The following is a 25,250-nucleotide window of genomic DNA, read 5'->3' as shown; positions in this document are numbered from 1 at the left end:
AGATCAGCCCGCCGTGTCCACGGCGGCCATCTGCTTCACGACCTCGTCGACACTGATCGACCCGCTGAGCAGCTGCTGGGAGAGCCTGCCCATCAGGTCGAGCGCCTTCGAGGAGAGCGCCACGTGCGGCGCCGGCTTGCCGGTCTTGAGCGCGCCGACGATCGTGGTGACGGCCGGCCCAGCCTGCGACACGTCGATGGTCGTGTCGGCCGTGATCGCGCCGGCGTTGGCGTAGAACGCCTTCAGGGCGTCGGTGGAGGTCAGCGAGCGCACCAGGTCGGCGGCCACCTTCGGGTCCTTGGTCCACTTCGCGACCGCGTAACCGATACCGCCGTCGTACGGCAGGCTCGGGGTCGCGCCACTGGTCACGGTCGGGGCCATCATGACGCCGAGCTTCTCCGGCGTGATGAACTCGTTGAAGTCCTTCCAGTGCCCGATGTCCGACATCAGACCGATGATGTGGGCGGCCTTACCGGACTGGAAGACGGCGAAGGCGTCGTTGAACATCGCGGTGGAGTTGGCCCCGTCGTTGTTCAGCTTCGCGGTGCCGGTCTCCTTCCACAGCTCGAAGATCCGCTTCACGTTCGGCGAGTTCCAGTCGCGCTTGCCGGCGATCCAGTTGTCGTACTCCTGCGGGGTGAGGACGCCCGACGCCAGGGCCGACAGGAAGAACTGGATGCCGATGCCCTCCTTGTTGCCGACGGCGAAGCACTTGGCGCCGGTGGCCTTGGTGATGGTGGCGCAGTTGGCGATGAACTCCTGCCACGTCGTGGCCGGCTTCGCCGGGTCGAGGCCGGCACGCTCGTAGAGCGCCTTGTTGTAGTAGATCGGGTGGCCCTGCAGGGTCACCGGAGCGGCGTAGGTCTTGCCGTCCTTGGCGAACGCCTCCCAGCCGGCCAGCCGCTGCCGGTCCTCGCTCACGTACTCGTCGAGCGGCTGGAGCGAGTCCACCCGGTCGCGGATCTGACCGCCACCGTTGAACAGGATGACGTCCGGCCCCTTGCCCGACTGGATGGCCGCGCCCAGCAGCGTGTAGTACTGATCGAACGGCTGGGCCACGAACTCGACCTTGACGTCCTTGTGCTTCTTGGCGAAGTCGGCCTTGGCCTTCTCCACGTACTGCGCGGAGCTGGCCTCGCCGGACTTCCAGTCCCAGACGACCAACTTCTTGTCCGAGCCTCCGGACGATGAACCCGAACCTGTCGCGCTTCCACAGCCAGTCAGGGCCAGCCCTGCAACGAGGACCGCGGACCACACTGCTCGTTGCTTCATCGTTGCTCACCTTCATATGGGGAGTGGCCGAGGGACCGGCCGTCGATGCAAGATTGACGAGAACGTAACTCGTATGACGTCTGACGTCAACGGTTGCCCGTACACTGGGGGCGGACTCGTGGGCCCGCTCCCGCGGCTACGCGGAGGTGAACGTGACGACATCGAACCAGTCGACCGTCAACGGCGGGGCGGCACCGACCTGGGCCCGTCGCCCGGCCAACCTGGCTCAGGCGATCACCGCCGAGCTGGTGACCCGGATCGTCCAGGGAGTTCACCCCTCGGGAACACCGCTGCCCCCCGAGCCGGTGCTCTGCGAGACCTTCTCGGTGAGCCGGACGGTCATCCGGGAAGCGGTGAAGATCCTGCAGGAGAAGGGGCTCGTGCAGGTCCGCCAGGGCAGCGGAACCCTGGTCACCCCGCCCTCGGCGTGGGACATGCTCGACGAACTCGTCCTCGCGGCGACCATCGCCGAGGACGACACCCTGGCGATCCTCGACGACCTGGTGGTCACCCGGCGGGTGCTGGAGTCCGACATGGCCAACGTGGCCGCGCGGCTCGCCGACGAGGAGACCGTCGACCGGCTGCGGGCCCTGGTGGACCGGATGGACGAACTGGTGGACGACCACGTCACCTACCAGGAGCACGACCGCGCCTTCCACGACACGGTCATGCAGGCGTCGGGCAACCGCATCGCCCGGGGCGTCGTCCGGTCCCTGGAGAGCCAGGTCGTCAACACCGCGCGCTACATGGGCCAGCCGGAGCGGGCCATGTGCGTGGCGTCGAACCAGGGCCACCGGCGCATCTACGAGCGCATCGCCGCCCACGACCCCGACGGCGCCGCGCAGGCGATGTTCACGCACATCACCGAGGCGTGGCTCGTCCGGCGCAGCGGGCCGGGCAGCCCGACGCGGCTGCAGCGCTGACGACCCGGTGCCGCAGCGCTGGCGACCCGGTCGCCGGACGTTGGCGACCCCGGTCCGACCGGCCTGCGACGGCGGCGCGGAAATCCAGATTTATCCATCGCTTGAGAATGTTAGCGATAACAGACTACCCTCGGGCCGCAGAGGCGAAGGGCACGCTTCACCGCTCCACTCGATCCGCCGAGGTCGATGGAGTCGCGCATGACCAACGCCCGCTGGTGGGTGTCCGGGCCTCCCTCAGGGACGTTGACCACCGCCGTTGACAACGGCGGGACGCCGCGCGCGGGAGCCATGGTGGACCCCCGATCCCTCCTGCCGCTCTCGCGGCACGGCCACCACCGAGGTCCCGAAGCGACCCGCGACGACACGCGGCACCCGCCAGCGAGAGCGGCGAACCGTGCCCGCCCGTCGTGACCCACCCTGGAGGTACCGATGCACCCCACACCGCCACCACGGACGAAGAACCGGCTCCGGCGCGGCGTCGCCTGGCTCGTGAGCCTGCTGCTCATCTCGACGCTGACGCCGGCCACGGCCGCCCACGCGGACAACCCCATCGTCCAGCACATCTACACCGCCGACCCGGCTCCCCTGGTGCACAACGGACGGGTCTACCTCTACACCGGCCACGACGAGGACGGCTCCACGTACTTCACCATGAAGGACTGGCGGGTGTGGTCGTCGGCCGACATGGTCAACTGGACCGACCACGGCTCGCCCCTGAGCCTGAGCACCTTCAGCTGGGCGAGCGCGAACGCGTGGGCCGGCCAGGTCGTCGCCCGCAACGGCAAGTTCTACTGGTACGTGCCGGTGACCGCCCGGTCGACCAACTCGATGGCCATCGGCGTCGCGGTCGCCGACAGCCCCACCGGGCCGTTCCGGGACGCCATCGGCCGTCCGCTGGTGGGCAACGGCGAGATCGACCCCACCGTCTTCATCGACGACGACGGCCAGGCGTACCTGTACTGGGGCAACCCGAACCTGTGGTACGTCCGGCTGAACGCGGACATGATCTCCTACAGCGGCAGCGCCACCAAGATTCCGCTCACCACCGCCGGGTTCGGCACCCGGACGGGGAACGCGAGCCGGCCGACCCTCTACGAAGAGGGCCCGTGGGTCTACAAGCGCAACGGTATCTACTACAACGTGTTCGCGGCGGAATGCTGCTCCGAGTTCATCGGTTACTCGACCGCGACCGGCCCGACCGGCCCCTGGACCTACCGCGGGACGGTCATGCCCCGCCAGGGCGCGAGCTTCACCAACCACCCCGGAGTCATCGACTTCAACGGCGGCTCGTACTTCTTCTACCACAACGGAGCGTTGCCCGGCGGCGGCGGCTACACCCGCTCGGTGGCCGTGGAGAAGTTCACCTACAACACCAACGGCACCATCCCGACGATCAACATGACCACGACGGGCGCACCCCAGATCGGCACCCTGAACCCGTACGGGCGGCAGGAGGCCGAGACCATCGCCTGGGGCTCCGGCATCGAGACCGAGCCGGCCAGCGAGGGCGGGATGAACGTCGGGTTCATCGAGAACGGGGACTACATCAAGGTCAAGGGCGTGGGCTTCGGTACGGGCGCGACGTCCTTCTCCGCCCGGGTCGCCTCGGCCACGTCCGGTGGCACGATCGAACTGCGCCTCGGTAGCCCCACCGGCACCCGGGTGGGCAGCTGCGCGGTGCCGGGCACCGGCGGGTGGCAGACCTGGCAGACCATCTCCTGCCCGGTCAGCGGCGCCACCGGGACCCAGGACCTGTACCTGCGCTTCACCGGCGGCAGCGGCAACCTGTTCAACTTCAACTGGTGGCAGTTCCAGGCCGGCGGCACCACGACGCCCACCCCCACCCCCACCGCGACGTCGACGCCCACTCCGACGCCGACTCCGACCCCCACCCCGACGCCCACTCCCACGCCGACGCCGACGCCGACGCCGACGGTCCCGGCTGGGCAGTCCTGCGCGGTGACCAACACCGTGATCAACACGTGGCAGGGCGGATTCGAAGGACGGCTGACGGTCACCAACGCCGGGGCCTCGTCGCTCGCCGGGTGGCGGGTCACCTTCACCCTCCCCAGTGGGCAGACGGTGTCACAGGTCTGGAACGGCACCCTCACCCAGACGGGCAACCAGGTGACCGTCGCGAACGCCGCCTACAACGGGCAGCTCGCGCCGGGAACGTCCACCACCGCGGGCTACCTCAGCACGAGCGCCACCACCAGTCCGCCGACCATCACTCCGACCTGCTCCCCCGCCTGAGGGTCACTCCACCCCCAAGAACACCCCCACCCCATCCCCACCTCGCCCGCCGCCGACGTTGATCATGAATTTGGTGCCCCTGACACGCCGATAGGGGAGCAGCAACTTCCTGGTCGACGGGGTGGGGAGGGGGTGGGGTGGGGGTCCTAGAAGTCGTCGTCGAAGGCCACCGTCCCGGTCACTCCCACCTGGTACGCCGACACCCGCCGCTCGAAGAAGTTGGACAGCTCCTGGACGTCCTGCAACTCCATGAAGGCGAACGGGTTGGCGGACCCGTAGTGCGGGGCGATCCCGAGCTGGACGAGACGGCGGTCGGCGACGTGCTGGAGATACTCCCGCATGTCCGCCCGGGTGAGACCGGGCACGCCCTGACCCACCAGGTCCTCGGCGAACTGGACCTCGCACTCGACGGCCTCGGTGAGCATCTGGCGAACCTGGTCGGCGAGATCGTCGTCGAACAGGTCGGGCTCCTCGGCACGCACGGTGTCCACCACGTCGAACGCGAACGCCATGTGCATCGACTCGTCGCGGAAGACCCAGTTGGTGCCGGAGGCCAGGCCGTGCAGCAGGCCGCGGGAGCGCAGGAAGTAGACGTACGCGAACGCGCCGTAGAAGAACAATCCCTCGATGCAGGCGGCGAAGCAGATGAGGTTGAGCAGGAACGCGCGCCGGTCGTCCCGGGTCCGCAGCTCGCGCAACTCCCCCAGCGAGTCGATCCAGCGGAAGCAGAACTCGGCCTTGCGGCGGATCGAGGGGATGTTTTCGATGGCGGCGAAGGCGGCGAACCGCTCGGTCTCGTCGGGCACGTACGTGTCGAGCAGGTTGAGGTAGAACTGGACGTGCACGGCCTCCTCGAACAGCTGCCGCGACAGGTAGAGGCGGCCCTCCGGGCTGTTGACGTGCTGGTACAGGTTGAGCACGAGGTTGTTGGCGACGATCGTGTCGCCGGTGGCGAAGAACGCCACCAGCCGGCTGACCAGGTGCCGCTCGGCCGGCGACAGCCTGTCCAGATCGGCGAGGTCGGCGTGCAGGTCGACCTCCTCGACCGTCCAGGTGTTGCGGATGGCGGCGCGGAACCGGTCGAAGAAGTGCGGGTAGCGCATCGGGCGGAGAGTGAGATCCATCCCGGGGTCGAGCAGCATGTGCGTGGTCCTCGCGTCAGCGGCGGTGTCGGAGACGGTCACTGGCACGCCTCGCACGACTCGGGGTTCTCCAGCGAGCAGGCCAGCGCCTCGGCGTCACTCGTCGACGGCGTGACGAGGGCGACGGCGGCGGGCGTGACGGTGGCCTGCTGGATGCGCGTGGCGGGACGGGAGCGCAGGTAGTAGGTGGTCTTCACCCCGGTCTTCCAGGCGTACAGGTACATCGAGGAGAGCTTGCCGATGGTGGGCGAGGCCAGGAACAGGTTCAGCGACTGGGACTGGTCGATGAACGGGGCGCGGGCGGCGGCCAGGTCGATCAGCGCCCGCTGCGGCAGCTCCCACGCGGTGCGGAACAGCTCCCGCACGTCGGCCGGGAGTTCCACGACGTCCTGCACCGACCCCTCCGCGCGCCGGATCGCCGACCGGATCTGCTCGGTCCACAGGCCACGCGCCTTCAGCTCGCGGACCAGGGCCGTGTTGACCTGGAGGAACTCCCCGGACAGGGTCTCGCGCTTGAACAGGTTCGAGACCTGCGGCTCGATGCACTCGTAACACCCGGCGATCGAGGCGATGGTCGCGGTCGGCGCGACCGCCACCAGCAGCGAGTTGCGCAGCCCGTACTCCCCGACCCGCTGGCGCAGCGCGGCCCAGCGCGCGGTCTGCGTACCCTCGACACCCCACAGGTCGGGTTGGAGCTGGCCCCGCGCGGCCCGGGTCTGGGCGTACGCCGGATGGGCGCCGAACTCACGCGCCAGGTCGGCGGAGGTCTCCAGCGCGGTCAGGTACAGCTCCTCGCTGATCCGGGTGGACAGCTCCCGCGCGGCCGGCGAGTCGAACGGCAGCCGCAGTGCGAAGAACACGTCCTGCAGGCCCATCAGCCCGAGCCCGACCGGCCGCCAACGGGGGTTGCTCGCCGCCGCCTGCGATGTCGGGTAGTAGTTGATGTCGATGACCCGGTCGAGGAACGTCACCGCGGTCCGGACCGTGGCGCGCAGTCGCGGCCAGTCGATGCCGCTCCCGGTCAGGTGGGCGGCGACGTTCACCGAGCCGAGGTTGCACACCGCGGTCTCGGCGTCGCTGGACACCTCGATGATCTCGGTGCACAGGTTGGACAGGTGCACCACGTTGCCCGGCTCGGCCGTCTGGTTGCACAGCCGGTTGGCCGCGTCCTTGAAGGTCATCCAGCCGTTGCCGGTCTGGGCCAGGGTGCGCATCATCTTTCCGTACAGCTCCCGCGCCGGCACCTGCCGCACGTAGCGGCCCTGCGCCTCGGCCGCCCGGTACGCGGCGTCGAACCGCTCCCCCCACAGGTCGGGCAGCTCGGGAACCTCGTCCGGGTCGAACAGCGACCACACCTCGTCGGCCTCGACCCGGCGCATGAACTCGTCCGGGATCCAGTTGGCGAGGTTCAGGTTGTGGGTACGCCGGGCATCCTCGCCGGTGTTGTCCCGCAGTTGCAGGAACTCCTCGATGTCCGGATGCCACGGCTCCAGGTAGACGCAGGCCGCGCCCTTGCGCCGGCCGCCCTGGTTGACCGCGGCGACGCTCGCGTCGAGCGTACGCAGCCACGGCACGATCCCGTTGGACTGCCCGTTGGTGCCGCGGATCAGCGCGCCCCGGGACCGGACCCGGGAGTACGCGATGCCGATGCCACCGGCGAACTTGGACAGGTTCGCGACCTGGGCGTAGCGCTGGTAGATCGACTCCAACTCGTCGCGCGGCGAGTCGACGAGGTAGCACGAGGACATCTGCGTGTGCCGGGTGCCGGAGTTGAACAGCGTCGGTGAGCTGGGCAGGTAGGCCAGGCTGGACATCAGCCGGTAGAAGTCGACCGCCTCGTCCGGCGTACGGGACAGGCCGCAGGCCACCCGCAGCAGCCAGTACTGCGGGGTCTCCAGCACCAGCCGGCTGGTGGGGTGGCGCAGCAGGTACCGGTCGTAGACCGTACGCAGCCCGAAGTACTCGAAGCGGCGGTCGCCGTCGGCGTCGACGGCGTCGTCGAGCGTGCTGCCATGCGCGGCGACGAACGCGGCGGTCTCGTCTCCGATCAGCCCCTGCGCGTGGCCGGTCCGGATCGCCGCGCTGAACGAGGTGACGCCCTGTCGGCGTACCTCCCGGTCGATGTGGCTGGCCAGCAGCCGGGCGGCGAGGCGCGAGTACTGCGGCTCCGTACCGATCATCTCGGCAGCGGTCTGGATGGTCAGCCGGTCCAGCTCGGCTGTCGTCGCGCCGTCGTACAGGCCGCTGATCGTGCGGGTCGCCACCCGCAGCGGGTCGACGTCGGGCAGGTCGTCGGCCCAGCGCTCGACCTCGGCGACGAGCCTGCGCACGTCCACCGGCTCGCTGGCGCCGTCGCGTTCGCGGACCTGCGTCGGCGTACGCCGGAGGGCCGTCTCGCCGCCGGCCGCGGCTACCTCGGTAACTGTCACCACTCACTCCTCGCGAGCTTGAGGACCTGATGGCCCTCGGCACGAGGAGACCGACACCGGCGGACGCCACGCCGGCGGCGCGGATCCGAAAGGCGTCGGCCGTCCCACGCGGCCTCGGACCACCGCCCACCCGGATGCGGGTACGCGGCGCGCTGGCAGGTCTTCGGACTCGCGGGCACGACCGGGGTTAACCCGGTCCCCTACTGGCCGTCGCTTCCCAGGCCAGGTGGCGGCCCAGTGCTGATGACGGCTGTCGTTCCCACTCACCGCTGCGGGGCAGTCCCGGAATTCCACCGGGTTCCCTCTTGCCTCGACCACCCTGGAATGTGTGGCCGAACCAGCTGCGGTCGACACCATATATAGGGGCGACTGGGTTTGTCACACCCCACATGTCGAGTCCGGGCGTGTCGCGGTCGTCGCTGACGGCAGTCGTCGATCCGTCGGCGACGGCAGACGCGCGAGCATCCGGCGGGGTCGCGTTCGGACACCGCCGTCGGCTTGACCGACCGAACCGGCACCGATACGGTCGACCCACTATCTGCGGCGACGCGAGGGAAGCCGGTGAGAATCCGGCGCGGTCGCGCCACTGTGAGCGGTCCCCGACCCCGGGGCCGCGAGCCAGGACGCTCGGTCGTCCGCAGCCTTGCGATGGGGACGCGTCATCCCCGAGGAGGTTCGTGCACGCATGTCCAGTTCCACGTCCAGCCAGCCGCTGGTGCACCCCGCTGCCCCGACCCGTCTCCTGTGGACGGTCCTGGCCACCGTCGCCGCGCTCACCCTGCTGGCCTATCTCGTCGCCTTCGACCAGGGCGCGGTCTCGCGCAGCGGGACGTACCTGCACGAGCTGATGCACGACGGCCGGCACCTGCTCGGTGTCCCGTGCCACTGAGCGGCACCAGCACCGCACCCACCTTCGTCACGGTTCTCCTGCGCGGGCTGCTCGCCGGCCTGGTGGCCGGCCTGCTCGCCGGAACGTTCGCCTACGTCGTCGGCGAACCCCACGTCGAGGCGGCCATCGCCATCGAGGAGGCGGCGGCACACGCCGAACCCGCCACCGGGGGGCACCAGCACGACGAGGACGCTCTGGTCAGCAGGAACGGCCAGCGCGGCGGGCTGTTCCTGGCCACCGCCCTGTTCGGGGCCGCGATGGGTGGCCTGCTGGCCACCGCCTACGTCCTGTTCAACCGGCGGCGGCGCACGGTTGACGACGGGTGGTCCGGCCTGCTGCTGGCCGGCGGCGCGCTGCTCGGCGCGGTGATCGTGCCGTTCCTCAAGTACCCGCCGAACCCGCCGGCCGTCGGCGACCCGGCCACCATCAACCAGCGCACGGTCACCTACCTGCTGCTGGTGGTCCTCGGCCTGGTGGCGGTCTGGTCCGGTTCGCTGGGCTACCGGTCGGTCGGCGAGCAGGCGCCGGTGTGGCTGCGCGCCGCCGCGGCGGTCGGCGGGTTCCTGCTGGTCACCGGCGTGGCCTACGTGGTGCTGCCGTCGTTCCAGGAGGTCCCGGGGGACTTCCCCGCCACGCTGCTGTGGAGCTTCCGGCTCGCCTCCCTCGGCACCCAGGTGGTGCTGTGGACCGGGATCGGCCTGCTCTTCGCCGCCCTGATGCACCGGCAGCGCGCGGTAACCGACGCACGACTGGCCGGGTGAACGCCACCAGCCTGCGGCTGGTCGCCCACGGTCACACCGCCGCCCTGCGGCGGGCCCGGTTCGGCGGGGACGACACACTGGACGAGGGTGGCCGCAGCGCCGCCCTCGCCCTGTCCCCCACCGTGCTGGGCCGGCGGGCGCCGTCGGGCGACACCGACGCCTGCCTGTCCAGCCCCGCGGCGGCGGCCGTCCAGACCGCGTACGCCCTCGGTCTCGCGCCCGCTGTGGAGACGGCGCTGGCCGACTGCGACTACGGCGACTGGACCGGCCGGTCGCTGGAGGAGATCGGCGCCGCGCAGCCCGACGCGCTGCGCGAGTGGCTGTCCACCCCGGACGCCGCGCCGCACGGGGGCGAGTCCGTCGCCGCCCTACGCGAGCGCGTCGGCCGCTGGCTGGACCAACAGCGCGGCCTCGGCCGACGGGTCACGGCCGTCACCCATCCGCTCGTGATCCGGGTCGCGGTCGTGCACGCCCTGGGACTACCGCTGGCGACGTACCGGCAACTGGACGTCGAGCCGTTGGCGGTCGTCCGGCTCACCGGCCAGGGCCCACGGTGGCGGCTCCGCCTGAGCGCGCCACCGGCACCCGCGAGCGGGTGACGACTGTCGACCACGGCCCCTGTAGAGCTGCCCCAGATTTGGGGCGGCATGGAAGCGGTGGGGTCGGGCTGCCGGCAGGCGTACAGACCGGTGAGCGACATACCGCAGAGGTATGAATATGACTCTGAGGTATGTGCCTCACGGGCGACGCGCCCTCGCCCGCCGCGCGGGGCGACAGGGCCACGCAAGACCGGCGGCCGCGCGACCCGCGACGCACGACCACGACGCGTGACGCGCGCGAGTCTCGGGGTCGAGATCGGGCGGGCCCAGGACGGGTGTCGGGCGGGCCGTGAAGCACGGCCCGCCCGACTGTGTTGTTCCCGGCTTACTTCGCGCCGGTGACCGTGAACGGTCGGGACACCGCCGTCGCCGACGTGGCGCCGGACAGCGTCACACTGGTCACGCCCGGCTGCGCCGAATCCGGAACGGTGACGGTCGCGCCGGAGACCACGCCGTCGCCGTTCGCGCGTACCGTGCCGACCGCACGACCGTCGCCGACGCTGACCGTGATCGCCTCGTTCGGCGCGAACCCGGAACCGTCGACCGTGATCGACATACCGCGCGGTCCGGACGTCGTTGGCAGCGACACCCGCGGCTGGTAGGCCGGGCCCGCCGGACGCGCGGTCACCTGGACGGTGGCCGTCGCCGGCGTACCCGAGGACGCGCCGGTGGCGCTGACGGCGTACCGGCCCGGGGTCGTGTCCCCCGACGTCGCGACGGAGGCGCGGACCGTGCCCGTCGCGGACGCCGAGACCGTCACGCTCCGCGTCGTGCCGGCGGCCAGAACCACCGTCACCCGCTCGCCGGCGGCGAACCCGCTGCCGTCGACCGTGACCGCGTCACCGGCGACGACCGGCTGAGCCCCGGACACCGCGAGCGTCGGCTGCGGCCCGGCACGCCGGACGGTAACGGTGAAGGTGGTGGTGCTGCTCGACAGCGTGTCCCACGCCGTGACGTGCACCGTGTAGGTGCCCTCCCGCGCGTAGGTGTGCTGGCCGCTCAGCGCGCCGGCCGCGCCGACCGTCACGTCGTCCGGAACCGTGCCGTCGCCCCACTGGACGCGGGCGCGGTAGCCGGTCGCGCCGGGGACACCGCCGGTCACCGACCCGAGGTTCGCCGCGAGGACCTGCCCGGCGTCGACGCTCTGGTCGGCGGGGGCGGTGGTCGCCAGCGCGGCGGCCGGCGTGCCGTCGTCGGCGACGGCGAACACGTGGATCCGGCCCGCCGAGCGGGGATCGCCGGTCTGCGTCGGCAGGGTCACCGAGACCAGCGTCTTACCCGCCGGGATCTGGTACGGCGTGGTGGCGAACAGGAACGGCTGCGCGCCGTCGCGGCTCGTGCCACTGAGCCGGTACGCGGATTTCGCGACCACGATGTTGCCGTACGACGGGGTGCCGTTGGCGTTGCCGCCCAGCGTCCAGTCACTGAACTGGATCGGGATGCTGGCGGTGCTGCCGTCGCTGAACGTCACCGTGCCGGCGGTGCTCTGGTTGCCCTGCGTGCCGGCGCCGATGAACGAGATGGTCCGGGCGTCGGACGGCAGGTGCAGAGCGATCGTCGCGCCGTTGCCGGTGGCGTTGTCCGGCTGCCCGGCCGGGATCTGCGGCAGGGTGAAGCCCAGCGCCGTGCCCGGCACCTGCTGCCGCTGACCCTGGGTCACGCCGGCCGCGGTCAGGGCGGCCCGCGAGTACGCCCACGACTTCGCGTCGCAGTCCGCCGCGAGGGTGCCCTCGTCGCCGACGCACACGGTGTCGAACGCCGCGGCGAGACCGTTCTGTGGCGCGTACGCGACGTCGACGCCGACCGTCACCGAGCCCTGGCTGGTGCCGTCGGTGACGGTGACGTTCGCCTGGTGGTAGCCGGGCGTGGCGTAGGTGTGTTCGCCGCTGACGCGGTAGACGGCCCGCGAACTCAGCGTCAGGGTGCCCTCGGTGGCCGGTGAGCCGTCACCCCAGTCGATCGTCGCCGAGTAGTCGTCGGCGGCGCCGCCGGTGACCGTGGCCAGCGCCACCGTCGCGGGTGCGCCGGAGAGCGCGTGCGCGCCGTCCGTGGCGGTCACCGTGATGTCGCCGCCGCCCAGGTCGAGGTCGCCGCCGGCGAGCAGCTCGATCTCGGCGAGGGTCGGCTGCGCGGCGCCGACGGTCTTCGTCACGACGAGGCGGAACTGGGAGTACCGCCCCGGCTTGTCGATCCGGAACGGCCGGGTCTGGTTGCGCCAGCGGAACACCTCGCCCGCGCGGGAGTCCAGGGTGCTCCAGGTGAGACCGTCGGTGGAGCCCTGCAGCCGCCAGTCCGCCGCGTCACCGGCGCCCGCGCCGGAGGTGAGCGTGTAGTACGTCGGCTTCTGGCGGCCGCCACGGGAGGCCCAGCTGATCTGCGGCGTGCCCGACGACGCGGTCAGCTGCGTGGTCGACGAGTCGTCGAACAGCTTCGACGCGTCCTGACCGCCGCTGGCGGTGGCGGTGCCCAGACCGGGTCCGGTGAGGTCCTGCAACGGCTCCGGTGCCGCGTCACCCTTCGTCAACGACGGCGGCCCGTCGTCGCGGCCGGTGCCCCAGGACGACGGGTTCGGTCCCATCTGGAAGTCGATCGTGGCGCCCCGGGCGAGCGCGGACACGTCGACGGACACCTCGCGCTGCTTCTTGCCGTTGACCTTGACGCTCTGCACGTACACGTTGCGGGTGCTGTTGTTCGCGGCGTTGACCACGATGTCGCCGGTCGGGCGGTGGACGGTCATCCTGGTGAACTGCGGCGAGCCGATGGCCCAGTGGGTCGAGCCCGCCTGCAACGGGTAGATGCCCAGCGAGCTGAGGACGTACCAGGCCGACATCTCCCCGTTGTCCTCGTCGCCCAGGTAGCCCTGGCCGATCTCGCTGCCGACGTAGAGGCGCTGCATGATCTCGCGCACGATGGCCTGCGTCTTCGCGGGCGCGCCGGCGATGTCGTACAGGTACGGAATGTGGTGCGACGGCTGGTTGCTCATGCCGAGCTGACCCAGGCGCACCGCGCGAGCCTCGAGCATCTCGTGGATGACGCCGCCGTAGCCGCCGGGGCGGTCGGCGTTCTCCGGGGTGGCGAAGAAGGTGTCGAGCTTGTCGCGCAGGGCCTTCTGCCCGCCGTACAGGTTGATCAGGCCCTGCGGGTCCTGCTGCGCGGTGAACGCGAAGTTCCACCCGTTGGTCTCGGTGTAGACGCCACCCCAGTCCAGCGGGTCACCGGCGAGGAACGCGCCGGAGGCGTCGCGGCCCTGGAAGAGCTTCGTCTTCTCGTCGAAGAGGTGGACGTAGTTGCGGGCACGCTCCAGGAAGTACCGCGACTCCTCCTTGAGCTGGTCCCGCCGCGACTTCGGCGTGGCCGGGTCCTTCGCCAGGGCGGCGGCCATGTTGCCGATGCCGTAGTCGTTGATGTATCCCTCCAGCGCCCACGACACCGACTCCCCCGTGGAGGTCGGCGTGTAGCCGAGGAACAGCGAGGTCTCGATGCCCTTGCGTCCGACCGCGCCGCGCCCGGACGCGACGGTCGCGTCCTTGACGGCCGCGTCGTACGCCGCGAGCGGGTCGGGCAGCTTGACCCCGGTGAGGTACGCCTGAGCGAGAGCCACGTTCGCGCTGGTGCCGGTCATCAGGTCGGCGTAGCCGGGCGACGACCAGCGGGCGATCCAGCCGCCGTCACGGTAGTGCTGGACGAAACCGTCGGAGATCCTGGCGGCGACGTCCGGGTAGAGCAGCGAGTAGGCGGGCCACACGGTGCGGTAGGTGTCCCAGAAGCCGTTGTTGACGTAGATCTGGCCGTCGACGATCTTCGCGCCGGTCCGGGTGGCGGTCGACGTGCCGGTCGGCGCGGACACCGGGCTGGCGTACTGCCAGTGGGGTGCGGCGGCGGTGCCGGTGTTCTCCGACTGGGAGTTCGGGTACAGGTTCAGCCGGTACAGGTTCGAGTACATGGTGACCAGCTGCGTCTCGGTCGCACCCTGCAGCTCGACCCGGCCGAGGCGGTCCTTCCACGCGGCGGTGGCGGCGTCGCGGATCGCATCGAAGCTCCGGCCGGTCACCTCCAGGTCGAGGTTGCGGCGGGCCTGGTCGACGGAGAGGAACGAGGTGGCGATCCGCATCGTCACCTGCCGCTCGGCGGAGACGTCGAAGGTGGCGGACGTCGCGGTGGACGTCGTCGGCGCGCGGTCGAAGGCGCCGGAGACGAACATGCGGCTGCGCCCGGCGGACAGGCCGCTTCCGTTGTCGACCCAGCCGGTGAAGGTGCCGTCGGCGCCGATGGTGAACGTGCCCTTGGCGAAGACGAGACTTCCGGTCGCCGGGCCGGGGCCGAAGGTGAACCGCATGATCCCGGCGTGGTCGGTGGGTGACATCTCCGCCACCAGACCGCTCTGCGTCGTGACCCGGTAGAGGTCCGGCTGTGCCGTCTCGTCGTCGTGCCGGAAGGCGAGCGCGCGGCTGGCGGGTGACCCGGTGAGGGGGCCGTCGCCGGCCACCGGCATCACCGACATCTGGTTGCGGTCGCCCATCCACGGGCTGGGCTCGTGGGAGATCGCGAGGCCCTGCAACGTGGGCAGGTTGGCCGCGTTGTTGGCGCGGTGGTACTCGTACTCCCAGGAGTCGGAGGTCGCGTCGGTCACCGGGGTGAAGAAGTTGAAGCCGTTCGGCACCGCGGTGATCGGCAGGTTGTTGCCGCGCGAGAACCCGCCCGTCGAGTTGGTCCCGCGCCGGGTGTCGACGTAGTTCGTCAGCCGGGAGCCGTCGATCGCCGCCGGCGAACCGGTCACCTCGACGTCGTCGAGCCAGCCCTGGAACCGGGTCTCCCCGGCCGCCTGCGGGTTGTCGTAGGCGAGCAGGACGCGGTCGATCGTCTTGCCCCGGGCGACGGCGCCGATGTCGGCGCGCACCGCGTTCCACTGGTCGGCGTAGAGCACCTTCGACGCGCCCTGGCCGGCCGGCGTCAGCGCGTAACCGTGCTGGTCCACCGCCGACCGTCCGCTGAGGTAGCTGCCGTCGGTGAAGTGCAGGTCGACGGCCGCGTAGGTGGACGGGTACCGGGCGTCCTGGCCGGTGAACTCGGGGAAGATCCGGTAGGACAGGCGGGTGTTCGGCCCGACCGGAATGTCGACGTCGAAGAGCCTGTTCGTCGCGTACGAGCGGCCGTCGGCCTCGGCGCCGCCGGAGTAGCGCAGCGCGGCCAGCCCGGTGAAGCCGGCGCTCGGCTTCGTCGTGTAGCCGCCGACCGGCCCGGGGCCGACGCCGGTGACCATGGGCGTGGCGGGCGGGCGGACGTCCGAGCCGTCGCTGATGTCCCAGCCGGCGAGCTGGGTCAGGGAGTTACCGGAGTTCGCGGAGATGGACAGCCGGTACCAGCCGTACGCGGTCGTGTTGGTGACGCGGTACGTGTTGGTGGCGAACCGCTTGGCGAAGCGCTGCCGCGTCTGCCGGTCCAGGTCCGTCCAGGTGTTGCCGTCGGTGGAGCCCTGGAGGGTGAAGTCGCGGGGGTCGCGGGTCGGTTCGTCGTCCGCAGAGGTCAGCGCGTACCGCGCCACGACCGCCGGCTTCGCCAGCCGGTACGTCACCCAGCCGGTCGGTTCGAACGCCAGCCACTTGGTCGACGGGTTGCCGTCGGCGAGGTTCGCCGCGATCTCGTTCGGCGGGTTCTGGGCGCTCGCGGTCACGGCATCGACCTGGCCGAGCAGGCTGCCGGGCAGGTTCGCGCTGCTCGATCCGCTCAGGTTGCCCTGCACGGGCCGGCCCGAGCTGTCGACCTCGACGGTGCTGGTGGCGGGTTGCGGGTCGGCCGACTCGAACGAGGAGCTGAAGGAGCCCGGTGGGGCGGCACTGGGCGCGGCGTTGGCCAGGGGCGCGGCGACGACCAGCCCCAGCGGCAGCAGGGCGGCGGTGGTCGCGGCTGCCATCCGGAGGGACACGGTGCGCGCACGAGGGAGATACGGCATGGGGGCGGGGCCTTTCGACTCGATCCGGTCGAGTACGTCGTACGTCTGGGCGGGAGGGGACGGTGGCTGCTGCTGTCGATCGTGGACGGACGGGTCGGACCTGACATCGTTGTCATCGGACGTGCGTGACAAGCGAGGGCAGAACCGTGGATGTTGGGCAGATGCTTCCGCGCGACCACGGCCCTGTCAATGGGTTGACCGGAAGGAAACACGCCGGCCCTGGGCGTTCGGGGTGGACGCCCCGGGCCGGCGGCGCTCAGCGACCGCCCGCGGCCAGCTCGGCCAGCATCCCCTCGCAACTGCGGACCACGACCTCGGCGCCCCGGCGCTGGGCCAGCGGGAGCGAAGGATCCTCCGCCCGGTCCCGCCACCGCCACTGGGCGTCGGCGGCGACCTCCCAGAGCCGCTGCACTGTCGCCTCGTGCTCCACACCGAGCCGCGCGGCCAGACCAACCCCCTCGCCGCCCACCAGCCGCTGCGCCTCGGCCGCCAACTCGGCGTCGAAACCGAGACGGGCGTTGCGCAGCGCCACCAGCAGGCGCAGCTCCCGGAACTCGTGCGCACCCGCCAGGATCTGCTCGATGGCGTCGACCAACTCGTCGGCCCCGCGCACCGGCTCGGCCCGGACCAGGGCCTCCACCGCGGCCAGTGCCGAGCGCGCCTTGAGCGTGTCGCGACGATCGACGAAACAGCGGGTCATCGACTCCCGCAGCTCGGTGAGCCCACTGCGCCGGATCAGCTCGGCCGACAACGCCACCCGGGTGTCGAACCCACCGCGCACCAGGGTCGTCGCGAGCCGGATCCCGAAGAGCCCGAACCGATCCAGCAGACCGCCGCGCACCTCGGAGTCCAGGTGCACCGGAAGCTCGCCCCGGACGAAACGGTCGGCGGAGAGCAGGTGGGCCTCCAGCTCGGCGCGGGACGCCCCGGCCAGCGCCGCGAGCGCGGCGAAGTCGGACTCGCTCAGCATCCGGCCCGCGAGGCCGATCGCCCCGCTGCACGCCACCACGTTCACCGCCAGCGCGCCCACCCGGGGATCCCGGTGGTGCCGTCGGGCCAGCTGACGGGCGGTGAGCAGCCCGTCGATCCGGCCGCCGCCCACCTCGTCCGCCCGGGACAACACCATGATCACGTTCACCGGGGCGGCCTGCCCGACGACACTGTCCCGAGCGGACTCCAACACCCGCAGATCACTGTCGCGACCGTCGCGGGTCAGGAACAGCACCGCGTCCGAGTCCCGCAGGACGCGATCCAGCACCGGCGCGTGGCCCTGCTCGTCGACCGCCGCGAGCGCCGGGGTGTCGATCAGCGTCACCTGCCGCAACGCCCGCGTCGGCCACCGCACCACGATGTCGCGCACCTCCCCGACCCGCCAGCCGAGATCCACCCGCATCCCGGTCGCCGACTTGACCACCGTCAGCTCCTGGGGAGGCTGGCCCACCGGGTAGGCGGTGGCGCGTGGCGAAGCGCCGTCCTCGTACCAGGTGAAGACGCCGTCCGCGCCCTCGACCGGCGCGACCTCCTCCCCCATCAACGCGTTCAGCACCGTCGACTTGCCGGCACGCCAGGGGCCGGCCACCGCGATCCGCAGCGGCTGCTCCAACCGCGCCACCTGGTGCCGCAACCGCCCGACGGCCCGCGCGTCGTGCTGGTAGACGTCCATGGCCTGGTGCAGCAGTCCCCACGCCGCCTCGTCCAGCCGCACCCCGACCGTCATGCCCGGGGCTCCAGCAGCACCGGGGTGGACCGGGCGCCGGTCAACTGCTGGGACTGCTCGTAGAGCGCGGCCAGGCGGGTCATCTTCAGCCGGATCTCCCGTTGCCGCTGCTCGCGCACTGCGACATCGGTGTCGGCCTCCTGCTTCGCGCTGCGGAACGACTGCACGATGGCCTCCTGCAACTCCTCGGTCAGCCCCGTGAAGTGATCGCGCAGCATCCGCTGCACCTGGCGGGTGGCGTCGCGGCAGTCCCGGACCATCCGGACGAAGAACTCGTCGACATGCCGCTGAATGGCCGTTTTGACGGTCGCCTGGCGGCGGCGCAGCAACTGCTTGCCCTCGTCGCGGATGCTCTTGCCGCCGAAGAGCGCGCCGATGCCTACCGAGACCGGGTTGATCATCGGCATTCCGGCCAGGGTCGTCGCGAGGCCGAACATCAGCATGCCGCCGTACGAGCCCTTCATGCCGGTGAACAACTTCTGGCCGGTGGTGAACTTGTCGATCCTCGGTCGCTCCAGGTCCGGCAGCCGGTCGCCGAGATCCGCCGGCATCGTCATCGACCAGGGCGGCAGCACGTCGTAGCCGTACCGGTTGAAGTTGGCCGCCACCCGACGCGCGATCCAGTCGCAGCGCTGGATCAGCCACTCGTGGTTGGCTTCCGCGGCCTCGACGAGACTGCGCTCCAGCCACTCGGCGAAGGTGTCCCAGGCGACGAGGGGGTCCGCCGCGTCGAACGCCTCGTCCACGGCCCGCAGGATCTGGCGGGTGCGGTCGCGCAGGTCGTACTCGATGTCGGAGAGCAGGTCGGTCATCTCGTCGGCGAGCGTGTTCTGCCACCGGGTGGAGCAGCGGCGCAGCTCGTCGACCTCCCGCTGGGCGGCGTGCAGCCGGGAGATCGGCCCGGACTGCTCCTCGGCCTCCTGCGTCGCCAGCTCGGCGCGCAGCGGCGCGGCCAGTTGCTCCACCACCGTACGGGCCACCGCCTGCACCGACGCCCGCGCCAGGTGATCGGCCTTGCCGGTCAGGTCCCGTTGCAGGCGGGCGATCAGCGCCGGAAAGCCGGACTCGGCGTTGAGACCGCGATCGTCGGTCGTCGCCGCGCGCAGCCGCAGGGTCGCCGACACCGGAATCAGCGGCGCCGCGACACCGGCGTCGGCGAGGTGCTGCCGGTTGCGCTCGGCCACCGCACGCCAGTCCGCCACGAGATCGGTCTTGCTCTGCACCACCACCACGTTCGGCTGCGAGCGCGTGACGTGCAGCAGCATGTCCAGCTCGGCGACCGAGAGTTCCCGGGTCGAGTCCGAGACCAGCAGCACGGCGTCGGCGCGGGTGGAGGCGGCGACCTCCGCGGCCCCACCGAGCGCCGCGACCTGGTCGGTGCCGGGAGTGTCCACCAGCACCAGTCCGGCGGCGAGCAACGCGCGGGGCAACCCGATCTCGACGTACGCCGGACCGCCGCCCGGCCGCCGCCCGAGCGTGCCGGACACCCCGGCCGCGATCTGGTCGAGCGCCAAGGGGGTCCGCTCGACGAGCGTCGCGGCCGGGGCGCCCGCGGCGCCGGTGGGCCGTCCCGACACCGGCGGCGCCTGGACCACGGCCGCGGAGGCGGCCTCGGCGTGCTGCACCACGGTCGGCAGGACGGTGGTACGTCCGTCACCGACCGGGCAGGCCGGCGCGTTGATGATCGCGTTGATGAGCTGACTCTTGCCCTGGTTCGGCTCGCCGACGACCAGGACGCGCAGCTTCGGGTCCAGCAGTTGGGCACGCTTCTGTCGGACCGTCTGAAGCAGGTCGCCGCGACCGTGTGTGTTGCACGTCCGGGCGATCTCGTCCAGTACGTCCAACCAGATCCCCGCCATCACCGCACCAAGTGTGCGGATTTCGGCTCAATTATCAAGAGGGACCGGAAAGGAAACCGGAGAGAGCCGGGCCGCTCGAGGCGACCCGGCCTCCCGCTTCCGACGGGAATCCCCGTCAGAGCAGACCGCCGGTGATGCCCAGCAGCCCGTGGTCCGACGAGGCGGGCCCCCCGTCGTGCAGGTCGCCGGTCACACCGTCGGTGACCCCTCCGGTCACGTCACCGACCGTGCCGGTGACACCGGGGAGGAGACTGTCCACGTGGTGCGTGACGCCGCCCACCACGGACGGGACGTCGACCGGCGGCACCACACCACCGACGGCGCCGTGCCCGAGGCCCAGGCCACCCAGGGTGTCGTGGACACCGAGGGAGCCGACGATGCCGTCGACCTGACCGTGCACGCCGGAGAGGACACCGCCGGTCACGTCGCCGCCGAGCACCGGGTCGGTGACGCCGAGTACACCGGTCGGGTCCCCGACGGTGCCGGTCACGCCGCCCAGCACCGGGTCGGCGATGCCGTCGACCGGCTGCACCACGTCCGCGTCGAGGGTGTGCGCCACGTCGGCCACGCCGGTCAGGTCGGTGTCGAGGCCGCTCGGGCCGACGCCCAGGCCGAGACCCGGAAGCACGGTCACCCCGGCGGCGACGGTCGTCGGGTCCACGGCGATGGCGCCGAGCACTCCGGCCTTGACGTCCACCCCGGCGGGCGAGCTGGTGATGCTGATCTGCTGCGCCACGCTCTGCAGCTGGCCGACCACGTCGGTGGTGTCGGTCACCAGCGGGTCGAACCCGAGCTGCCCGACGGCCGGAACCATCGGCGCGAGGCCCTGTCCCGGCGCGTAGTCGACCACGAGCGGCACCACGTCCTGCACGTCGGCGGCGGTGATGTCACTGAGCCCTGCGGAGTGCAGCGCGCCCTCCGGGTCGAGGTCGAAGGCCGACCGCGCGTCGGGGTTGGTCAGCAGGTCGAGCACGAAGTCGTGGAGGGTCTGTTGCGAGTCCATGTGCCGGTTCTCCTCGGATTGGCGTCGGCGACCGTCGTTCGTCGACAGTGACGTTATTGCGGGGGCCGATCCCGGACATCGGGGCTCGGCCCGCATCCGATCCGGCCGCGTTAGGGCCTTGATCGGCTCCACCGTTAGGGGGACTGGGGGAAACCGTCCCGGGCAGATTAGGGTCCCGACCGGGGAGCGATCTCTGGTACGAACGTAGGAGCCCGCGGGTTTCGCCGGGGGTGGGTCGCCGGGCAGCGCCGACGCCATCGCCACCAGCCGGCCAACTCGCGGAAAGAGAAGAGACGGATGCCGTACGTCCTGGGGATCGACATCGGAAGCACCAACACCGCCGCCGCCGTCGCACGGCGCGACGGCCGGACCTGGACGCGCCCGGAGGCTGTTCCGCTCAACGCCGGCTCGCCCCTCGTACCGTCGGTGCTGCACCTGGCCGAGGACGGCGCCCTGCACATCGGCGGGCCCGTCACCGACGACGGCAGCCGCACCACCAGGGACTTCGTCCGCCGCATCGGCGACGACGTGCCCCTGCTGCTGGGCGGCGAGCCGTGCGCGCCGCAGACGCTCACCGCGGAACTGGCCGCGTGGGTGGTGGAGCAGGTGCACGCCGCGGAGGGCGGCCCGGCCGAGGCGGTCGTGCTCAGCCACCCGGCGGCCTGGCGGCCGTACCGGCGGGAGCTGCTGCACCGGGCGCTCGTCGACCTCGGTCTGCGCACCGTCACGCTGCTGCCGCGTACGGTCACGGTCGCCGAGAGCCACGCGGCCCGCGGGTTCGCGGGCACCACGGCCGCCGTCTACGCGTTGGGCGGCGCCAGTTTCGAGGCGGCCCTGGTGCGGCGCACCTCGCGCGGCACCTACGAGAGCTTCGGCACCCCGCAGGGGCTTGACCCGATCGGCGGCGCCGACTTCGACGAACTGCTTGCCAGCCACGTACGCACCGTGCTGTCGCGGGAGCTGGCCGCCACCGGCCGTCGGGAGCACCACGCCGCCCTGCGCGGGCTGCCGGCCGAGTGCGACCGGGTCAAGCGGGCGCTGACCGTCGAGCTGGCCGCCGACGTGGTGCTGAGCCTGCCGACCGGCCCGGCGCGGATACCGGTGACCCGCGCGCAGTTCGAGGCCATGATCCGCCCGACCGTGCAGGCCACAGTGGACCTCCTGCTGCGCACCGTGCACGGCGCCGGCCTGACTCCGACGCAGCTCGACGGCGTCCTGCTGGCCGGCGGCTCGGCCCGCATCCCGCTGGTCACCGAGCTGATCACCGCGGCGCTTCCGGTCCCGGTCGAGGTGGAGCCGGACGCGCAGCTGACCGCCGCCATCGGGGCGGCGAGCGCGGCCTGCCAGGTGGTGTCACCCCGCCCCCGGCACCCCACTCCGGTCCGCGATCCGGCACCGGTCGCCGGCTCCGGCCGGGCCACCATCCCGGCCCTGCGACGACCCCGGGACCACGCCACCGATCCGGGCGAGCCGCCACCCCGCCCTCCGGTCCGGATCCTCCCCCTCGACCTGCCGAAGGCGTCCCGCCTGGCACTGACGCTCAGCCGGGGACGCGAAGGATGACCACAATGATCATGAATGACGTCGTCGAGTCCCGACTGGTGCTCGGCAGAGCACCCCGGGCCCTGCTAAACCGGGTCGCCGACGATCCGACCGGCCCGCTCCTGGTCGGGCTGGCCGGCCCCGCCGGTCACGGCAAGACCGCGCTGCTCGCCGAGCTGACGCGCAGCCAGCAACGGGCCGGGGTCACCGTGCGGACGGGCGTCCCGCAGCCGGGCGATCCCGTCGACCCGGCCGAGCTGCTGCTGGTCGACGACGCGCACCTGCTCGACGACGAGCGGATCGGCGTGCTGCTGGGCCTGGTCGCCACCCGTCGACACCGACTGGTCGTCGCCCACCGGCCCTGGCCCCGGTCGGCGGCCCTCTCCGAGCTGACCGACGCGCTGCGCCGCGAAGGGCAGGCCGTGCTGCTCGGCCCGTACGCTCGGGAGCAGACCGCGGCCCACCTCGCCGCCGCCGCGCCCGAGCTGGCCCACCGTGGCGACCTGGTCGACTTCGTGCACACGCAGACCGGTGGCGTCCCCCGCGACGTCGAGCGGCTGACCCGTGGCCTGCGCACAGTCCCGGGCCTGACCAGCGCCCCGGCCGAACCACCCCGGTCCGTCGTCCTCGAATTCGCACCGGAGCTGGAGATCCAGCCCACCGCCGTACGACGGCTGCTGCTCGCGGTCGCGGCCGGCGTACCGCTGCCGGTGACCATGCTCGGCCCGCTGCTCGACCAGGAGCCGGAGGCGGTCGACGAGCTGATCGCCACGACCCGGGCGGCCGGGCTGATCGGCGCCGACGGCCGGCTCACGCCGATCGTCCGGCGGGCCGTCACCACGCTCAGCCCGGCCACCGAGCGCAGCGCGGTCTGGCGTCGCCTCACCGAGTTGCAGCTCGCCCGGGGCGGCCCGGTGCTGCCGCTGGTGCGCTCGCTGCTCGCGGTGGGCGTGCTCGGCGACTGCCCGGCCCCGACGCTGGCCGCGGCGGCGCAGGAGGCGCTGGCCGACGAGCCGGCCTTCGCCGCCGACCTGTTCGCCGCCGCCACCGCGGCCGGGCACCCGACGAGCGCCCGGCAGGCTCTCGCCGCCGCGCTCGCCGGCAACCTCGACGACGCGCTGCGCCTGGCGGACCGGCTGCTGGCCGCGACCGATCCGACGGACCGCGCCGAGGCGGCCGTGGTGGCCGCGACCGCTCTGGCGCACCGCGGCCACACCGGCCGCAGCGTCGAGCTGTACCGGTGGTCGGGCAACGCCTCGTCGCTGGCGTACGCCACCGTCGGCGGGCTCGCCACCGGCGATCTGACCGCCGCCGGGCCGCCGGTGGACGGGTCGGCCGTCGAACCGCCCACCCTGCACGCCAGCGCCGCCCGGCTGATGGCCCAGGGCGTACGCGAGAGCGTCACCGGCACGCCGAGCGCGGCGCTCTCCGCTCTCGTCCAGGCCGCCGCGCTGCTGGAGCCGGACGGCCGGGCGGCGCTCCTGCCGGACAGTCCCGCCGCGCTGGCCGCCCTGACCGCCGTGCACTCCGGCGAGCTGGACATCGCCGAGCAGGTGCTGCACCGGGCGCAGGCGGCCGGAGTCGGCGGTCCGCTGATGGCCCGCCGGCACCGGCTGTTGCAGGCCTGGATCCTCATGGTCCGGGGCCAGACGCTCGCGGCGGCCGAACGCCTCGCCACGGTGACCGCCGACGAGCGGCCGTTGGAGTCCCGTGACCTGCTCTTCGCCGCCGCGCTGCGGATGGGCATCGGCCGGCGCACCAGCGACCTCGGTGCGCTCAAGCGGGGGTGGGGCCAGGCCCTGGAGGCGGTGGTCCGCCATCCCGTCGACCTGTTCACGCTGCTGCCGCTGGGCGAACTGGCCATCGCGGGCGCACGGCTGGGCGACGTGGCCCGGTTGGCGCCGTACCTGCGGGAGGGCGGGGCGCTGCTCGACCGGCTCGGCGCCCCGACACTGTGGAGCGTCCCGCTGCACTGGAGCGGGTTGCACGCGGCCATCCTGAGCGGCGAGCCGGCGGCCGCCGACGACCACGTCACCGCCCTGCTGGCCGCCGCGGACCACAGCCGCTACGCCGCAGTGGTCGCCGCGGCCGCCGAGAGCTGGGTCGAGGTGCTGGGGGGCGTGGTCGACCCGGTGCGGGTGGAGGCCGCCGCCCGTGGCCTGCACGACACCGGACTGTGCTGGGACGGCGCGCGCCTCGCCGGGCAGGCGGCGATCCGCACCTCCGACCGGCGGGCGATGACCACCCTGCTGGAATGCGCCCGGGTGCTCCAGGGCCGGCCGGCCGCCGCCACCGGTGGGCCGCGACCGGCGGCCGGCGAGAGCGCCACCCCGGCGGCGGGCGCCATCGCCGCCCCCACCCAGCAAGGGCTCAGCGACCGGGAGTACGAGGTGGCCGAGTTGGTGCTGGCCGGACTGACCTACCGGGAGATCGGTGATCGGCTCTTCATCTCGGCGAAGACCGTGGAGCACCACGTGGCCCGCATGCGCAACCGGCTGAACTGCGCCAACCGTGCGGAGCTGCTGGCGCTGCTGCGGACCGTCGTCGCCGACCGGGCCAGCGACGCCGCCGGGCAGCCCTGGCCGCAGCGGTCGGCGCGATGAGCCGGAAGCGCCACGGGTCACCGCGGACCGGGCGGAGCGCGACGTGACGCGCACCCTCGAACGGCGACTGCGGGTCCGGCTCGTCGCCGCGGCGGCGGTGCTGCTCACGCTCTGGTCGTACGCGGCCTACCTGACCGGTCAGGACGCGGTCGACCTGCTGCGGGTGCGGACCCTGGCCGACACCCTGGGCCAGCCCATCGACCGGCTGATCCTCGGCCTGCAGACCGAGCGCCGGGTGACCGCCGAGTCGCTGGCCGGGTCGGCGCCGGCGCGGACCGCGCTGGCCGGCGCCCGCGAGGTGACCGACC

14 protein-coding genes, 1 pseudogene and 2 riboswitches are annotated in these 25,250 nt (G+C 72.2%); of the genes and pseudogenes, 8 read left to right on the top strand and 7 right to left on the bottom strand.

Features of this window, described 5'->3' with window-relative positions:
* Positions 1-3: 3 nt before the first annotated feature.
* Entirely contained in the window at positions 4-1,164 is a 1,161-nt protein-coding gene (locus ABZU46_RS19990) for an extracellular solute-binding protein (protein ID WP_354859891.1), read from the bottom strand.
* Positions 1,165-1,424: 260 nt separating this feature from the next.
* On the opposite strand from ABZU46_RS19990, the gene ABZU46_RS19985 reads away from it, so the two are divergent.
* Positions 1,425-2,195: a FadR/GntR family transcriptional regulator gene (locus ABZU46_RS19985; protein ID WP_354859888.1), complete on the top strand. Its 771-nt coding sequence runs from the start codon at positions 1,425-1,427 to the stop codon at positions 2,193-2,195.
* Positions 2,196-2,624: 429 nt separating this feature from the next.
* Positions 2,625-4,448 carry a family 43 glycosylhydrolase gene (locus ABZU46_RS19980; protein ID WP_354859885.1) on the top strand — a complete coding sequence of 608 codons (1,824 nt, stop codon included), beginning with the start codon at positions 2,625-2,627 and terminating at the stop codon, positions 4,446-4,448.
* 146 nt (positions 4,449-4,594) lie between these two features.
* On the opposite strand, the gene ABZU46_RS19975 is transcribed toward ABZU46_RS19980, so the two are convergent.
* Together ABZU46_RS19975 and ABZU46_RS19970 are read right to left on the bottom strand one after the other, a co-directional pair.
* Positions 4,595-5,590, bottom strand: a complete 996-nt coding sequence (locus ABZU46_RS19975; protein WP_354859910.1) for a ribonucleotide-diphosphate reductase subunit beta — start codon at positions 5,588-5,590, stop codon at positions 4,595-4,597.
* Between the two features lie 38 nt (positions 5,591-5,628).
* Positions 5,629-8,019 (bottom strand): ribonucleoside-diphosphate reductase subunit alpha, encoded by a 2,391-nt coding sequence (locus ABZU46_RS19970; RefSeq protein WP_354859884.1) that lies wholly within the window; start codon positions 8,017-8,019, stop codon positions 5,629-5,631.
* A 136-nt stretch (positions 8,020-8,155) separates the two neighbouring features.
* Positions 8,156-8,376: riboswitch (cobalamin riboswitch) on the bottom strand.
* 196 nt (positions 8,377-8,572) lie between these two features.
* Positions 8,573-8,646, top strand: a riboswitch (cobalamin riboswitch).
* A gap of 58 nt (positions 8,647-8,704) precedes the next feature.
* On the opposite strand from ABZU46_RS19970, the gene ABZU46_RS19965 reads away from it, so the two are divergent.
* From ABZU46_RS19965 to ABZU46_RS19955, 3 genes are read left to right on the top strand one after another with little or no spacing between them, the layout of a single operon-like run.
* Complete coding sequence (locus ABZU46_RS19965; RefSeq protein WP_354859882.1) at positions 8,705-8,908, top strand: CbtB domain-containing protein; 204 nt, start codon at positions 8,705-8,707, stop codon at positions 8,906-8,908.
* Positions 8,899-9,669 (top strand): CbtA family protein, encoded by a 771-nt coding sequence (locus ABZU46_RS19960; protein WP_354859880.1) that lies wholly within the window; start codon positions 8,899-8,901, stop codon positions 9,667-9,669. The genes ABZU46_RS19965 and ABZU46_RS19960 overlap by 10 nt, the downstream gene beginning before the upstream one ends.
* On the top strand, positions 9,666-10,268 hold the full coding sequence (locus ABZU46_RS19955) for a histidine phosphatase family protein (protein ID WP_354859877.1): 603 nt from the start codon (positions 9,666-9,668) through the stop codon (positions 10,266-10,268). The genes ABZU46_RS19960 and ABZU46_RS19955 overlap by 4 nt, the downstream gene beginning before the upstream one ends.
* Before the next feature lie 325 nt (positions 10,269-10,593).
* Here ABZU46_RS19955 and ABZU46_RS19950 read toward each other — a convergent pair whose 3' ends face one another.
* The 4 genes from ABZU46_RS19950 to ABZU46_RS19935 all read right to left on the bottom strand — a co-directional run bounded on the left by ABZU46_RS19950 (position 10,594) and on the right by ABZU46_RS19935 (position 20,797).
* A complete protein-coding gene (locus ABZU46_RS19950) occupies positions 10,594-16,179 on the bottom strand; it encodes a GH92 family glycosyl hydrolase (RefSeq protein ID WP_354859874.1) in 5,586 nt (1,861 codons plus the stop codon).
* Between the two features lie 295 nt (positions 16,180-16,474).
* Positions 16,475-17,935, bottom strand: coding sequence for a GTP-binding protein (locus tag ABZU46_RS19945; protein WP_354859872.1), 1,461 nt, complete (start codon positions 17,933-17,935; stop codon positions 16,475-16,477).
* Positions 17,932-19,794: a dynamin family protein gene (locus ABZU46_RS19940; protein ID WP_354859907.1), complete on the bottom strand. Its 1,863-nt coding sequence runs from the start codon at positions 19,792-19,794 to the stop codon at positions 17,932-17,934. The genes ABZU46_RS19945 and ABZU46_RS19940 overlap by 4 nt, the downstream gene beginning before the upstream one ends.
* A 115-nt stretch (positions 19,795-19,909) precedes the next feature.
* On the bottom strand, positions 19,910-20,797 hold the full coding sequence (locus ABZU46_RS19935) for an IniB N-terminal domain-containing protein (protein ID WP_354859869.1): 888 nt from the start codon (positions 20,795-20,797) through the stop codon (positions 19,910-19,912).
* Between the two features lie 297 nt (positions 20,798-21,094).
* Between ABZU46_RS19935 and ABZU46_RS19930 the strand changes: the two genes are divergently transcribed.
* From ABZU46_RS19930 to ABZU46_RS19920, 3 genes and pseudogenes are all read left to right on the top strand, one after another.
* On the top strand, positions 21,095-22,360 hold the full coding sequence (locus ABZU46_RS19930; RefSeq protein WP_354859867.1) for an Hsp70 family protein: 1,266 nt from the start codon (positions 21,095-21,097) through the stop codon (positions 22,358-22,360).
* 5 nt (positions 22,361-22,365) lie between these two features.
* Entirely contained in the window at positions 22,366-24,942 is a 2,577-nt protein-coding gene (locus tag ABZU46_RS19925) for a LuxR C-terminal-related transcriptional regulator (RefSeq protein ID WP_354859865.1), read from the top strand.
* 43 nt (positions 24,943-24,985) lie between these two features.
* Positions 24,986-25,250, top strand: a pseudogene (locus ABZU46_RS19920) (hypothetical protein); the annotation flags it as partial.

This window comes from Micromonospora sp. NPDC005197, from assembly GCF_040608295.1.
Lineage (GTDB): Bacteria > Actinomycetota > Actinomycetes > Mycobacteriales > Micromonosporaceae > Micromonospora.
This window is presented reverse-complemented; position numbering and strand designations above follow the sequence as displayed.